Here is a 12634-nt window from a genome sequence, read left to right as displayed (position 1 = left end):
ATGTTAGCGAAAAAATTAATTTCTTATTATCAGAATGAACTCGCTTACCTGAAAACGCAGGGAAAGGCCTTCGCACGCCATTTTCCCAAGGTCGCCAGACGTTTGGGCATGTCAGAAGGTACCTCAGAAGATCCGCATATTGAGCGAATGATCGAATCTTTTGCCCTGGTTACCGCCCAAATTCAGCAGCGGCTCGATGAGGATATGCCGGAAGTCACCGATGCATTACTGACCGTTCTGGCTCCGCAGTTTCTGCGTCCTTTTCCTTCGGTGTGCATCGTGCAAATGTTGCCGGATAGTAAGGTGAGTGCGCTGACGGCCAGTAACCGTATCGACGCCGGTACCGCGTTATATTCCCGTCCGGTCAACGGGCAGATTTGTCGTTTCCGCACCACCTATCCGGTGACACTCCAGCCGGTCAGTCTGCACAAAGCCAGTCTGCATCTCGATGATGATGACATGAGCTGGAGTCTGAAAATGCAGCTGTCAGTCTGGCCTGGCGCTACGCTGACGGCGGAGACGCTGAGGATCCATCTGCGTGGTGCCAGCACCATCGTAAACATCTTATATACCTTGCTGTGCAGTGAAGTGGAGAGCCTGTCTGTTTTTGCGCAAGACCACTGTCATACCTTGTCGCCGCAGGCGATACATGCCGTGGGTTTTGGCGAAGATGAAGGATTGTTGTCAGGGGACTCACGGGTTTCGCCGACGCACAGTTTGTTGCAGGACTATTTTTTCTTTCCGCAAAAGTTTCATTTTATTGATATGCCACTGCCCGCGGCAATGGTCGCTGGTGGACAGACAGCATTGTCACTGGTGGTGAAATTTAACCGCTGCGCGATGGCGCGCCAGCTAGAAAAGATAGCCGGTACGGTGGATGAGAATCTGTTCCTGCTCAATTGCACCCCGGCCATTAACCTGTTCGCACACCGTGCTGAGCCGATTTCACCTGACCATGAAACCGCTGAATATCCGGTGATCCCGGACATCCGTTATCAGGATGCGATGGAAGTCTGGTCTGTGGACAGCGTCAGTGCGATGCGTAAGCAGGGCAATGAAACACGCTCCCGTCCCATCTATCCGCTGTTCGGGCTGGATCATTCGGCCAGCGACGGTGAGTCCGGGCTTTTCTGGCAATGCATGCGTCGTGAAACCCTGCTCAATGAGGGCGTGGCGTCCACGTTGTTTATCGCCTTTTCTGACCGCGGAGAAAAACCGCTGGTGCCCGGCTGCGATATTGTCAGTCTGAATCTGTCCTGCACCAACCGGGATGTGCCCGCCGCTATGCGTAATGGCGATCCTGACGGCGATTTTGAATCAGAACTGCCGATTGCGGGCATGAAAATTATCGCGCTGACACGCCCGACGCTGCCGGTCAGACCACCGGTGAAACAGGCTACTCGCTGGCGTCTTATTTCTCAGCTTTCGCTCAATCATATGCTGATCAGTGGGCCGGAAGGCGCACGCGTGCTCAAAGAGTCGCTGGCGTTGTACAACTTTACGGATAATCCGGGCATTAGCCGTCTGATTAATCTGATTAAAAGCGTCAGTGCTAGCCCCGTTGTCGCCCGCCTGAACCCACAGGATCCCCGTTCAATGGCGCGCGGCATTGAAATTCGTATGACCTTTGCCGGTGAGGCTGCCGAAGAGGTTGAGTATTTTTTGCTTTGCCGGTTTATCGACTGCTTCCTGGCGCTGTATTCCCCAGTCAACAGCTTTACCCGCGTAGTGACCTGTATCGATGGCCGCGATGAAACAGCATGTACCTGGCCCGTTCGCGCGGGACGACTGTTATGGATCTGAATAAAATTCTCAGCCCACATAACTTTTTCCAGCAGGTGCGCACCATGTTGCGCAGGCTGACACGCGGGCAGGGGACTGACAGCAAGCAGGTGCTCGAAGAACAGCTTTATTTCGTTTCGCCGCTCTCGCTGGACGCGCCGAGAGGTGAAATTACCGCAGTGACACCGCTCGAAGAGCAGCGCTGGCAGGTTGAAGTGTCAGGACACGGGCTGACGGGAACACTGGGCGCATTACCGACGGTGTATACCGAATGGATGATTGAGCGTTACTACCGGCACGGGGATGTGACCGCCAAGGCTTTCCTCGATATTTTCAATCACCGGTTACATAGCCTGCGCTATCTCGCCTGGCAGAAATATCACTACTACGCGATGGCAGAATTTTGCGTAACACGGCCGCTGAGTACCGCGCTGCGTGCGTTATCCGGCGTAACAAACAGCTCGCCTTCATTACAGCAGGAGCAATTTGCCGACCTTTTTGCGCATTCAGTCCGCTCCATGCTCAACTTTGAAACCTGGCTTAAGCACCGTTTCTCGGTCGGCGTGAAAGTCACGCCTTTCACCGGCGGATGGCAAACGATGGAACCTGAGCTTTGTTGCTGTCTGGGGAATCCGGCTCAACCGCTGGCGGTCGCTCCGATGTTGGGCGGTGTCTACTGGGACCGGCAGGCACATTTTACGGTAACTCTGGGACCCGTGCCGATGCATAACGCAGCTCAGTTTTTACCAAAGGGAAAGCATTACCAAAAATTATGGTCGCATATTCGCGAATATGTCGGTGAGGGACTGGATTTCGACATCGACCTGCTTATTGAGAATAAATCAAACGTCGTTACGCCATTGGGGAACGGGCAACTCGGGCTGGATATTTGCCTTGGTGCTTCTCCGGCGGCTGAGCTGCATAAAATTCGTTTACCCGTCTGCCGGGAAGGAAAATAGAACATGTCAAACTTACTGGGGCAAGACAACCGGTTTATCCGCTTTGTTGGGAACGCTGCGGATCAACTAACGTTGATGCATATCGAAGGTGATGAGCAGTTTTCTGACACCTTCCGCTATCAGATTCAGTTTCGTACATCGTTAATTACCGGGCAGATGGGCCGTTTTCTGGGGCATGAAATTGCCTGCGAGATTGGTCGTGGCAATCAAAAACGCTACGTTCACGGCGTGCTGACGAACATCAAAGAAGACAACAATGCCGATGGCCTCAGCACTTTCACTGGCACGCTGGAGCCGCGTATGGCGCTGCTGCGTCTGGGGCGTAATCTGGCGGTTTTTCAAAATATTACCGTGCCGGATTTAGTGTGCAAGCTGCTTCGTCAGCAGAATATCAATCACATTGATTTACGCTTGCGCGGAACATATACGCCGCGTGAATATTGCATCCAGTATCGTGAATCCGATTTTGATTTCATCAGCCGTTTACTTGAGCAGGAAGGCATTTATTACTACTTCCAGCACGACGCCGGACAACACACCTTGGTGCTGGCCGATCATCCTTCCAGCCACCAGACCGGCAAAACGGCAGAACTGCCCTTTATGCCTCAGGCAGGGCGGGGTGATGGTGTCGGGATCCTGAGTTGGGTGGCGTGCTCTTCTCTTGCGGCATCATCCGTATTGCTGAAGGGTTTTAACATGGTCCAGGCGACCAGTGTTGAAGGCGGTTCTCAGGCCGTGGTGGCTGAATATGCGGTGCCGGGTGTCAGCTATGTTGACACTGATGGCCATGAAAAACGTGAATTGCTGCAATCGGGCGCACGGCTGAAAATGGAACAGCTTGAGTCAGACAACCAGCAGTTCTACGCGGAAGCCAGTATCTGGTGGCTAGGCTGTGGCGATAAATTCCATCTGAGCGCTCACCCTTCATGCCCGGGCGATTACCGTATTAAGTCTGTACATATGCAGGCTTCCAGCAGCATTGACCAGAGTGGCCCTGATTTCAGTTGCGAACTCACCGTGCTGAAAGACAGCCTCGCCTGGCGTCCCGCGTGTCTTACGAAACAGCCTGAAATCGCAGGTATCCTCACGGCAGTCGTCGTCGGTCCCAAATCAGAAGAAATCCATACAGACGAATACGGTCGCATCAAAATTCAGTTCCCGTGGGACGGGGAAAACAAACACGACGACGGCAGTTCCTGCTGGGTAAGGGTTTCACAACCCTGGGCTGGCGGGCGCTTTGGTGCCGTGTTCCTGCCTCGCGTCAACAGCGAAGTCACGGTCAGTTTCGTGCAGGGCAACCCGGATTATCCACTGGTGACCGGTACGGTATTTAATGGTCAAAACAAACCACCGCTGAGCTTGCCGGAAGAAAAAAATCACGCCGGATTCGTGTCACGCAGTTCGCTTAACGCCAGTGTAGAAGAAGGGCATGCATTGCGCTTTGACGATAAAAAAGGCGCAGAACGGCTGATCATCACCTCGCAACGCGATCTGTTGCTGACGGTAAAAAACGATGTGATTTCCGACATTGCTAAAAATGTCACGGAAACCATCGGTGAAAACCGCACCACCGAAATAACAAAGGGCAACCAATCCCTGACGCTTAAACAGGGCGATTACAGCCTGGACATAAAAGGCAACCTGCAGGAAAGCCTGAGCGGTGGCGATCATCAGTTAAAAATCAGTGGGGGCGGGAGTTCCGTTAAAGCGGATAAAGCCTGCGTCATTGAATCCACCCAGACGATCGAATTCAAAGTTGGCAGCAGCAAAATCTCAATTTCTCCTTCCGGTATTACGCTCAGCGGAACCACGATCAAAATCGAGGGCAAGGGGACGGCAGAACTTAAAGGTGCGATGGTCACTGTTCAGGGTAGTGGTATGACCCAGATCAAGGGCGGCGTGACGATGATTGGCTGAGGACAAACATAAAATGAAAGACAAATTACTCTCGCCAGAGGCGCTCGCAACGCATAACCCGCTGCAAAGCACCGCTGAAAATGCCATGCGTCTGATGCAGGCAGGGCAATGGGAAGATGCACTGGCCTGCCTGGCGGCGCAAGAGCCACAAGAAAAACTGATGGCCTGGGCATTGCAACAGGTGTTAAGTCGCGCCGGATCGCAGGACACAGCGGTGAAAAACTGTAGCAGCGACATCAGCCAGTGGCTGAGCGCACCCGATGAGGCACTGCGTTTTAGCATTTTCCAGCAGGCCGAATTGCTGGGATTTGATACTCCGGCCGGTGCCCTAGGTCTATCGCTGTTCTGGATGAAGGGCAGTATGACGGCCGCAGAGTTCGAAGCGGTTTATCCCGAACCCCATTTGTCACGGCTGATGCTGCACTGCGCATTGAAATTACTCAGTGTGGCGATAGCAACAGATACCCCGCCGCACAACGGCGCGCAAATCCTGCTGGCTGAATGGCTGGCTTCACGGAGCGTTAACTGATGGCTCAACCCGCTGCCCGAGTAGGCGATATGCATGTGTGCCCGATGGTCACGCCGGGTTTGCCGCCCATTCCGCACGTTGGCGGGCCGGTAACAACACCGGGTACACCAACTGTTCTGATCGGCGGGATGCCCGCCGCCACAATGGGATCGATGGCGGTCTGCGTCGGGCCACCGGATTCGGTAGTGATGGGCAGCAGCAAAGTGCTTATCGGCGGAAAACCTGCAGCGCGTATGGGTGACAGCACCGCGCATGGCGGAACCATTGTTGCGGGTTGTCCGACCGTCCTGATTTCTTAGAGCATATTGACATGATAATGAACTTTGAGCCCCTGCTGGCGCCTCTCGATGCCGACCAGCCTGCCGGCCGTGATATGGAATATGAGCAGATCTTTGACGATATCCGCCAGGCGAGGGAAAGCGATCCTGATTATTTGCCACAGGGCGAATGGGCGACTGAATTGCGCAAGGCTGACTGGGGCAAAGTCGTCCGGTTGAGCACAAAGGTATTGCAGGAGGACAGTAAGGATTTTCAGGTCGCCTGCTGGCTGACGGAAGGTCTGAGCCAGGTGCATGGGCTCAGTGGCTTGCTCGCCGGGATCGGTTTTCTGACACCCTTTATTCAACGCTACTGGCAGAGCGGGTGGCCGGCACTGGATGACGATGGTGCGATTATCCGCCACGGCATGATCAATCGTTTGGATCGCCAGCTTGCGCAATTGCTGCAATGCCATCCTATATTCGGTCAGGCGGAAAGCACACTCGATCACTGGCGGAAAGTTCTCGCGTATGAGCATCGCATCACCATGAAACCTGACAGCGCCGCAGTGCCGGGCAGTGATGACGATTTCTCGATGGAAACATTCAACCGCTGGGCCGCTGCACTGGCCCCGCAAAAAGTCGCCGCGCAAAGCGACATGTTGAGTGAGATGGTCGCCGTACTGGACGCGCTGGAAACGACCTACGGTCAGCTCAATCCACAGGCAGATTCGGTGGCAATGGGGCAGACGCGCAGTGCGACCGTGGAAATGCAGGAATTCGTGAAGCGCCTGTTTGATCGTGCAGCACCCGCCTATGACGACGTGATGACACTTAACGTATTAACGCCTTATGACGATGAACAGGAAAGCGACGTTAATTCACTGATGAACACGACCCATAAACAGACCATGTCGCGGGATCTGGCTATCAGCCAAATGCTGACCATTGCCCATTTCTTTCGCCAGACCGAGCCGTCCAGCCCGGTGCCTTTCTTGATGGAACGGGCCGCACGCTGGGCAGGAATGACTCTGACCGAGTGGCTGGAGGAAATGTTGCAGGATGACAGCAGCATGCGCGATATCAACAATGTACTGAAAGGGCACGGAAGAGAATGACGGGTAAAAAAAGGGCGGGGCTGATGCTGGCCGCAATGCTTCTTGCAGGTTGCGTTTCAGACAATGACCAGGGACGTGAGCAAGCCATGGATGAGGCACCTGCGCCTTTTGCAAACGGTGCAATTACCCTGCAACTGCGGGCTGAACCGGGGCTGAACACTGTCAATGAGATGCCTAACAGTTGCACGGTGTTGCTGTTGCAGGCGAAAGACAAACCGGCTCTGGAGAAATTGCTGGGTAATCCTGCCACGTTGAAAAGTTTGTTTGCCGGTGCGGGCAGTGAAGGTGACGTTCTGCAGGTAGACCGTTACGTCATGATGCCAGGCCAGACCAATATCGTGCATGTCGATCGCGCAAGGGATACCCGCAATGTGGCGCTGGTGGCGGGTTATTACCCCTTCCCGGTAAAAAAACACATGGTCAGCATAGCGGTGCCGGTTGAAGCCACCAGCACCGGCTGGTGGGAACCTGTCTGGCAGGCACATTTAACACCGCTTACCCTGTCTGTAACCCTGGGCAGTGAAAGTATCGTCAGCGCAGATGTTCCCGCCACTGACGGAGAAAAACGTTAATGTATCCGGAACAACAACAAATTTACTGGCACTCAGGGCTTTATCTTCAGCCCCAGCATTTTCAGTCACTTGACCTGCATTATGAATGGAGTCTGGCTGAACACCTGCGCCTTGCCCAACCCTATAATTACGGGCTGGTTGAGCTGACGATTAATGAGGCGGCGCTAAGCGATTACGTCATCAGCGTTGAGCAGATCCGTTGTATTTTACCCGGCGGCACGTTGCTGTCGCAACCGGGTAATAGCCTGGTAGAAAAGCGCAATTTTCGCGATATCTGGAAGCAGCGTGATCAGCCACTGACACTCTGGCTGGCGCTGCGCCGGTTCGATCCTTTACACAGTAATGTCACGACGCTGGAGAAAGAGCATGACCGTGCGGTCACCCGCTGGATAAATACCAGCGAAGAATTGGTGATGAAAGATGTCTATGATCATGCTCCCGACGCGACGGTGGCGCGCCTTTGTTACAACGTAAGATTGCTGACCGATGTCGAAAAAGCCGATGCCGTTGACTGTGAGTGTATTCCACTCACCCGGCTGCGTTATGAAAACGAAAGCGTGATTATTGATCCGGCATTTTCGCCGCCTGCGGTGACGCTTTTCGGATCGAACAGCCTCGGTAAACTGATCGAAACACTCTATTTTGAAATGAGTGCCCGTGCCCGAAAACTTGAGGAATATAAGCGCTCTGAACGTCTGGTCAGTGACGCAGACCGTGGTGATCAGGTGACTCAACTGTTGGCTATGCGTTCGCTGAACCGCGTGCTACCTCAGCTGAAAAGCTTTTGTCAGGCCCGTCAGATCCATCCGTGGCAGGTATATAACGTATTGTGCCAGCTGGTCGGTGAACTCTCCTCCTTCAACGACAGTTGTTCCTTCCTTGGTGAATGGCGTGATGGGGAAAATCCGCTACAGGCCTATAACCATAATGATCTGCTGAGCTGTTTTGACAGTGCGCGTAAGACATTGATTACTCTGCTCAACAGTCTGGTTCTCGAAGACAACACTTACATCACACTAGAGAACGATCAGCAGGGTGTGTTCATCGGCGATTTCGACACTACACAAAGTAAAGATGCCGAAATGGTGCTGTTGCTTTTACGTTCAGCCAGCATGCCGATGGAAAACCGTCAGGTCAAAAATCCGGGCGGCATCAAACTGGCATCGCCAAAAATGATTGAACCGCTGATCCAGCATGCCTTGCCGGGGATCCCGGTGACGCGTTGTCCTCAGCCGCCGCGTGGTGTGCCTAACCGCAGCGACTCGCATTATTTCATGGTTGAGCAAGACAGCGATTTATGGCGTAAAGCCGGCCAGCACAACAGCATTGCCTTTTACTGGCCGGATATGCCTGACGATCTTCAGGTACAGATTATTTTTGTGGTGCCGTCATGATGACTTTACTGAATTGTTATTTGCCGCTGTTCCGACATGTCACCGCGTTCTTTGTTAATCCAAGGGATTATGCGGATTACGCCGGGTTTCGTGAAAAATGCATGACGTTATTACAGCAGGCTTTAAATGAGTCAGAACGCCATCACGAACCTCAGGAATGTGAAGAGGCCTATTTCGCGGTCGTGCTTTGGATTGATGAGCGGGTATTACGTTCACAGGCAGTCTGGGTGAAAGACTGGCGCAGTCAGTTGCTGCAAAAATATTATTTTGATATTTCTGTCGGCGGTGAGGAGTTTTTTGTCAGGCTTGATGCAATAGATAAAGAAAATGTTTCTCTGAGAATGGTGTATTTATTCTGCCTGCTGATGGGTTTTCACGGTAAATATACTCATCAGGACGCTTCGTTATTGCAGCAACGTATCGATGATGAACGTCAGTGTCTGCCAGAGGCCTGGCGTCAGTGGCCGAATGATGCCCTGCTGGTTGAGCAGGACGGCGGAGGCATCGAAAAAAACAGTGCTGTGCCTAAAAAATTCCGTCAACGAAAGTGGTTATTACTCTCATTGCCCGTCGTTATTTATGTGTTGATTAGGTTCGCTGGCTTAGGGATGTTTATCGGATAATATTATGTTGAAAAAATTAACTTCCTTTGTCGCGTGGGCTTTGTTTCTGTGCGTGTTATTTATTATCTGTCTGGTGGTCTCCTCTGTTCTCGGGCGGGAAATTATTTATGCATTTATGATGTGGTTTGTTGTGATCCTGACAATTTTAATTGTCCGCTTCATTTGGGGGTTTTCTTCAGGGATTACACAAGCGAAATATATTGCAGCCCTGAAAGCGAAATTTAAGCTGACCCGGTTGGAATATGTATTATCCGAGCACTGGAAAACGGGTGCGGCGGTGATTAAACGCATCAGAAGACGTAAGCAGCCCATTCCCTGGTTTGTTCTGACGGGCGGGCGAAGCGGCAAAACAACCCTGATGGCGGGCGCCGGATTGCCTCTGTTTTCTAATGAACCGGAAAGTTCGTTGGTGGTGCCGACGCGCACCCTGCGCTGGTGGTTTTTCCGGTCAGCAGGTTTTCTGGATCTTTCCAGCCATTTTCTGAGTAAAACGCCCGCCTTTGAACGTGGCTGGCTGCGGCTGGTGAACTGGTGTGGTCGTTTGCCTGCCCCGGCAGGAATAGTGGTGTGCGTTTCTGTCACCGAACTGCTCGAAAAAGATGAAGCTGCGTTGCATCTGCATGCGCGACATATCCGCACGCAAATCGAACCGCTGGTCAATAAAGTCAGACGCCGTCTGCCAGTGTACCTGTTCATTACCTGCTGCGACCGCGTAGCCGGGTTCAGTCACTGGGCTAACAAACTCTCGCCAGCCCAGCGTCAGCAGCCTTTGGGTTATTACTGGCGCCATTCTCCGGTCGTAGATGGTAAAGATCCGGCGCTGTTGGATCCCCTTTTTACCTGCGTGAAAGACGGACTGGATAAAGTACGGGTCAGCCAGCTTTCCGGTGGCGAACCTGACGGCGAGACGCTGTCGCTGATGGACTTTCCGGAGCGGTTGCCTCAGTTACAACCCGCGCTGCAACGCTATCTGGCGGCCTTGTGCGAACCGGATGCGTACTTTCAACCGGCGGAGTTAGGCGGGATCTGGTTTACCGCTACGGAGCCGGTCAGTAAAAACAGTGCCACGCGTCAGGCCGTCTTTGTCCATGATCTGATGACGCGGATTTTACCGATATTAAGCCGTCAGCGTGAAGTCATGCCAGTCGGGTTTGGCCGGCGTTTTCTGCAGCAATGGGGGATGCTGACTTTCAGCGCACTGGCGGTCTTATATGTGCTGGTGAGCGGCTATTTTGTCCACAATCTGACGGATGTCTTACCCGGAAAAACCGATGTCATGGCACAGGTTCAGCAACTGGAAAATATCGAAGGCTGGAGCAAGACACCCGTGCGTTATCTGCCTTTTGTGCCGGTGCTCAACCAGCGTCATGCGCAACTTGAAGCCAGCATCATGGCGGCAACGCCACGCGATAACATTAACATCCGCCAGATTGCTGACCAGTATCAGGAACAATTTGAACAGGCCGATGCGCCGCAAAAACGAACCATGATCCTTACGCTGGCACGCACTCTGATCACTAAGCAGGCCATGTGGGAAAAGCAGCCGTTAAGTGAACTGATGACGCGGGAGCCTGTTCCCGCTGAACTTAGCCTGACCGGGGCGACGCTTGCCTTGCCACCGTCGCAAGATGTGGTACTGCAGCGAGCTTTGTTGCAACAGCCCGGTGGCGAAGAACAACTTACCGTGCTGCGTGAATTGCTGGGCCGTCTGGTGAACAGTGATCCGCAAACTGAGTGGTTAGTGGCACCGTCTGAAGATCTGACGCCGGTGAATCTGACCGATTTCCTGCCTGCTTCAGCCGATAAAACTTACCTCAGCGGTCTGTGGACGTTGCAGGGCACCGCTGAAATTCAGCACTGGCTGGATGAAATTCGCCTGGCGGGCGGCAATACCCCGATGCCGGAACTGGCCGCGTTTGAGCAACGTTGGCCGATCCTGCGTCAGACACAATGGATGAAGATGATGCTGGCCATGAACCAGCAACCTGCCCCCGTTCTGGCTGATGAACAGTGGCAAGCAACGCTGATCGCTCTTGATCAGGGGCACAGTCCGTCGATGAAGTTTGCCGCGTATGCGAATGAGCAACTGGAAGATATCAGCGTAACGCAAGCACAGTTCTGGCTGCGCGAGCTTCGCCGTCTGCAGCAGTTGCAAACTATGCCGTTACCCGGCGCGCTGATGCCTCGCTTCAGCAGACTGCAGCAATCCATGCAACAGAAAATATTGGCACTGTTGAAACTCGATAGCAAAACGCAGACGCCTGCAATTTCTGAACTCAACGTGAAGAACTGGAATGCCTGGGAGGCCGGTCTGCACGCGGCAGTCGCGGATGTTTTTGCCACGCCGAAAAACAGTGACCGGCTGACCCGCGGGTTGTTCCAGACCGGTGAGAAGGGTGACAGTAATCCTCTGCAACTGCACGAAAGCCGCTTTAACGTGTTGCGTAAAAGCCTCTCGACGGAACGCCCTGATTTCGCAACTGACGCGGTGTGGGCACTGTATCAAAACGATTCCCGCTGGCTGGTGGCGCATGCCATGCAGCGTTCTGGCTGCTGGCTGCAACAGCAATGGCAGAGCCGCGTGCTGTGGCCGATGGAAAATAACGCCAGTCGTCTTGAGTATCAGGATCAGCAAGATCTGGCCTGGCAGTATCTGTCTGACTTTATTCGCGGACCGGCGAAAAGCGTGCTGGTGGTTGATGACAGCGGGCCGAAAGCGGGTGAATTCAGCGGGCAAACGCCGGGTCTGACACCGGAGTTCCTGCGGATGGTCAATCACGTGCTGCGCCCCGATGACGTACTGGCGATGCCGGAGCGCGAGAATACCCGCAGCGACGATGCACTGGCCGCGCTGAAAGAAGAACAAACTCAGCTCGAAGCACAATTGGCCGCACTGGAGACAAAAACGCTGGAACTGACGTTGAAAAGTCAGCCTGCCACCATTCCCGGCGGCGCGCGTCTGATGCCCACCGGCACCCGGCTGACGCTGTTTTGCGATGAGCAGCAATGGAAACTTAACAGCATGAACTTCAGCGAACAGGCGCCATTCCGCTGGCGGGCTGGGCACTGTAGCCGTGCATCTCTGGTGATTAATTTCCCGGGCTTTGACCTGACTTATGAATATTTTGGCGATGCCGCCTGGCCGGATTTCCTGGAAGATTTTACCAATGGTCAGCACAGCTTTAAAGCCGATGACTTCCCGGATGACGCCGCGCAGCTGGCTTCGCTGGGCATTAAAGAAGTGATGGTGCGCTATCAGGCTGGCGCGCAAAACCGGATCCAGGAAACCTGGCAGCAGTGGCAGGAGTTGCGTCAGGCACTGAATGACAATGCGGATGCGCAACAGGATGCCCGTAGCAAAAAAGCGGAAAAGCAACGACCAGCGGCGCTGAACAGTGGGTTCTCGCAGTTACCGGTCAGTATCACCGATTGTCACTGAGTGTCTGCTTAAGACTCGGTTGAGAAAACTAAACAGGATGACTT

At 53.6% G+C, this 12634-nt stretch carries 10 protein-coding genes; all 10 read left to right on the top strand.

The annotated features are described in order from the left end of the window. The 10 genes from tssF (at position 1) to ACM615_RS12195 (ending at position 12590) form a co-directional block, all read left to right on the top strand. Positions 1-1803: a type VI secretion system baseplate subunit TssF gene (gene tssF, locus ACM615_RS12240; RefSeq protein WP_132964358.1), complete on the top strand. Its 1803-nt coding sequence runs from the start codon at positions 1-3 to the stop codon at positions 1801-1803. Next, on the top strand, positions 1794-2741 hold the full coding sequence (tssG, locus tag ACM615_RS12235; RefSeq protein WP_129638824.1) for a type VI secretion system baseplate subunit TssG: 948 nt from the start codon (positions 1794-1796) through the stop codon (positions 2739-2741). Before tssF ends, tssG begins: the two co-directional genes overlap by 10 nt. A gap of 3 nt (positions 2742-2744) precedes the next feature. Beyond that, entirely contained in the window at positions 2745-4658 is a 1914-nt protein-coding gene (locus ACM615_RS12230) for a type VI secretion system Vgr family protein (protein WP_129638823.1), read from the top strand. A gap of 13 nt (positions 4659-4671) precedes the next feature. Further along, the gene (locus ACM615_RS12225) at positions 4672-5187 is read left to right on the top strand and encodes a DUF6931 family protein (RefSeq protein ID WP_129638822.1); all 516 of its coding nucleotides are present in this window, start codon (positions 4672-4674) and stop codon (positions 5185-5187) included. Next, positions 5187-5486 (top strand): PAAR domain-containing protein, encoded by a 300-nt coding sequence (locus ACM615_RS12220; RefSeq protein WP_112286583.1) that lies wholly within the window; start codon positions 5187-5189, stop codon positions 5484-5486. The genes ACM615_RS12225 and ACM615_RS12220 overlap by 1 nt, the downstream gene beginning before the upstream one ends. An 11-nt stretch (positions 5487-5497) precedes the next feature. Continuing rightward, entirely contained in the window at positions 5498-6562 is a 1065-nt protein-coding gene (tssA, locus tag ACM615_RS12215; RefSeq protein WP_129638821.1) for a type VI secretion system protein TssA, read from the top strand. Continuing rightward, positions 6559-7134: a type VI secretion lipoprotein TssJ gene (locus tag ACM615_RS12210; RefSeq protein ID WP_129638820.1), complete on the top strand. Its 576-nt coding sequence runs from the start codon at positions 6559-6561 to the stop codon at positions 7132-7134. Before tssA ends, ACM615_RS12210 begins: the two co-directional genes overlap by 4 nt. Next, positions 7134-8528, top strand: coding sequence for a type VI secretion system baseplate subunit TssK (tssK, locus tag ACM615_RS12205; RefSeq protein ID WP_129638819.1), 1395 nt, complete (start codon positions 7134-7136; stop codon positions 8526-8528). The genes ACM615_RS12210 and tssK overlap by 1 nt, the downstream gene beginning before the upstream one ends. Continuing rightward, on the top strand, positions 8525-9151 hold the full coding sequence (locus tag ACM615_RS12200) for a DotU family type IV/VI secretion system protein (protein WP_129638818.1): 627 nt from the start codon (positions 8525-8527) through the stop codon (positions 9149-9151). Before tssK ends, ACM615_RS12200 begins: the two co-directional genes overlap by 4 nt. A 235-nt stretch (positions 9152-9386) precedes the next feature. After that, positions 9387-12590, top strand: a complete 3204-nt coding sequence (locus ACM615_RS12195) for a type VI secretion protein IcmF/TssM N-terminal domain-containing protein (RefSeq protein WP_431011961.1) — start codon at positions 9387-9389, stop codon at positions 12588-12590. Positions 12591-12634: the final 44 nt, after the last annotated feature.

It is taken from the genome of Rahnella sp. PAMC25617, assembly GCF_050606005.1.
Classification (GTDB): domain Bacteria; phylum Pseudomonadota; class Gammaproteobacteria; order Enterobacterales; family Enterobacteriaceae; genus Rahnella; species Rahnella variigena.
The sequence above is the reverse complement of the archived record's forward strand: the minus strand, read 5'-3'. Positions and strand labels throughout refer to the sequence as shown.

Coding starts and splice junctions, on each gene's coding strand:
- ACM615_RS12210 (WP_129638820.1), top strand. CDS start 6,559: ATGACGGGTAAAAAAAGGGCGGGGCTGATGCTGGCCGCAATGCTTCTT.
- ACM615_RS12225 (WP_129638822.1), top strand. CDS start 4,672: ATGAAAGACAAATTACTCTCGCCAGAGGCGCTCGCAACGCATAACCCG.
- tssF (WP_132964358.1), top strand. CDS start 1: ATGTTAGCGAAAAAATTAATTTCTTATTATCAGAATGAACTCGCTTAC.
- tssA (WP_129638821.1), top strand. CDS start 5,498: ATGATAATGAACTTTGAGCCCCTGCTGGCGCCTCTCGATGCCGACCAG.
- ACM615_RS12230 (WP_129638823.1), top strand. CDS start 2,745: ATGTCAAACTTACTGGGGCAAGACAACCGGTTTATCCGCTTTGTTGGG.
- tssK (WP_129638819.1), top strand. CDS start 7,134: ATGTATCCGGAACAACAACAAATTTACTGGCACTCAGGGCTTTATCTT.
- tssG (WP_129638824.1), top strand. CDS start 1,794: ATGGATCTGAATAAAATTCTCAGCCCACATAACTTTTTCCAGCAGGTG.
- ACM615_RS12200 (WP_129638818.1), top strand. CDS start 8,525: ATGATGACTTTACTGAATTGTTATTTGCCGCTGTTCCGACATGTCACC.
- ACM615_RS12220 (WP_112286583.1), top strand. CDS start 5,187: ATGGCTCAACCCGCTGCCCGAGTAGGCGATATGCATGTGTGCCCGATG.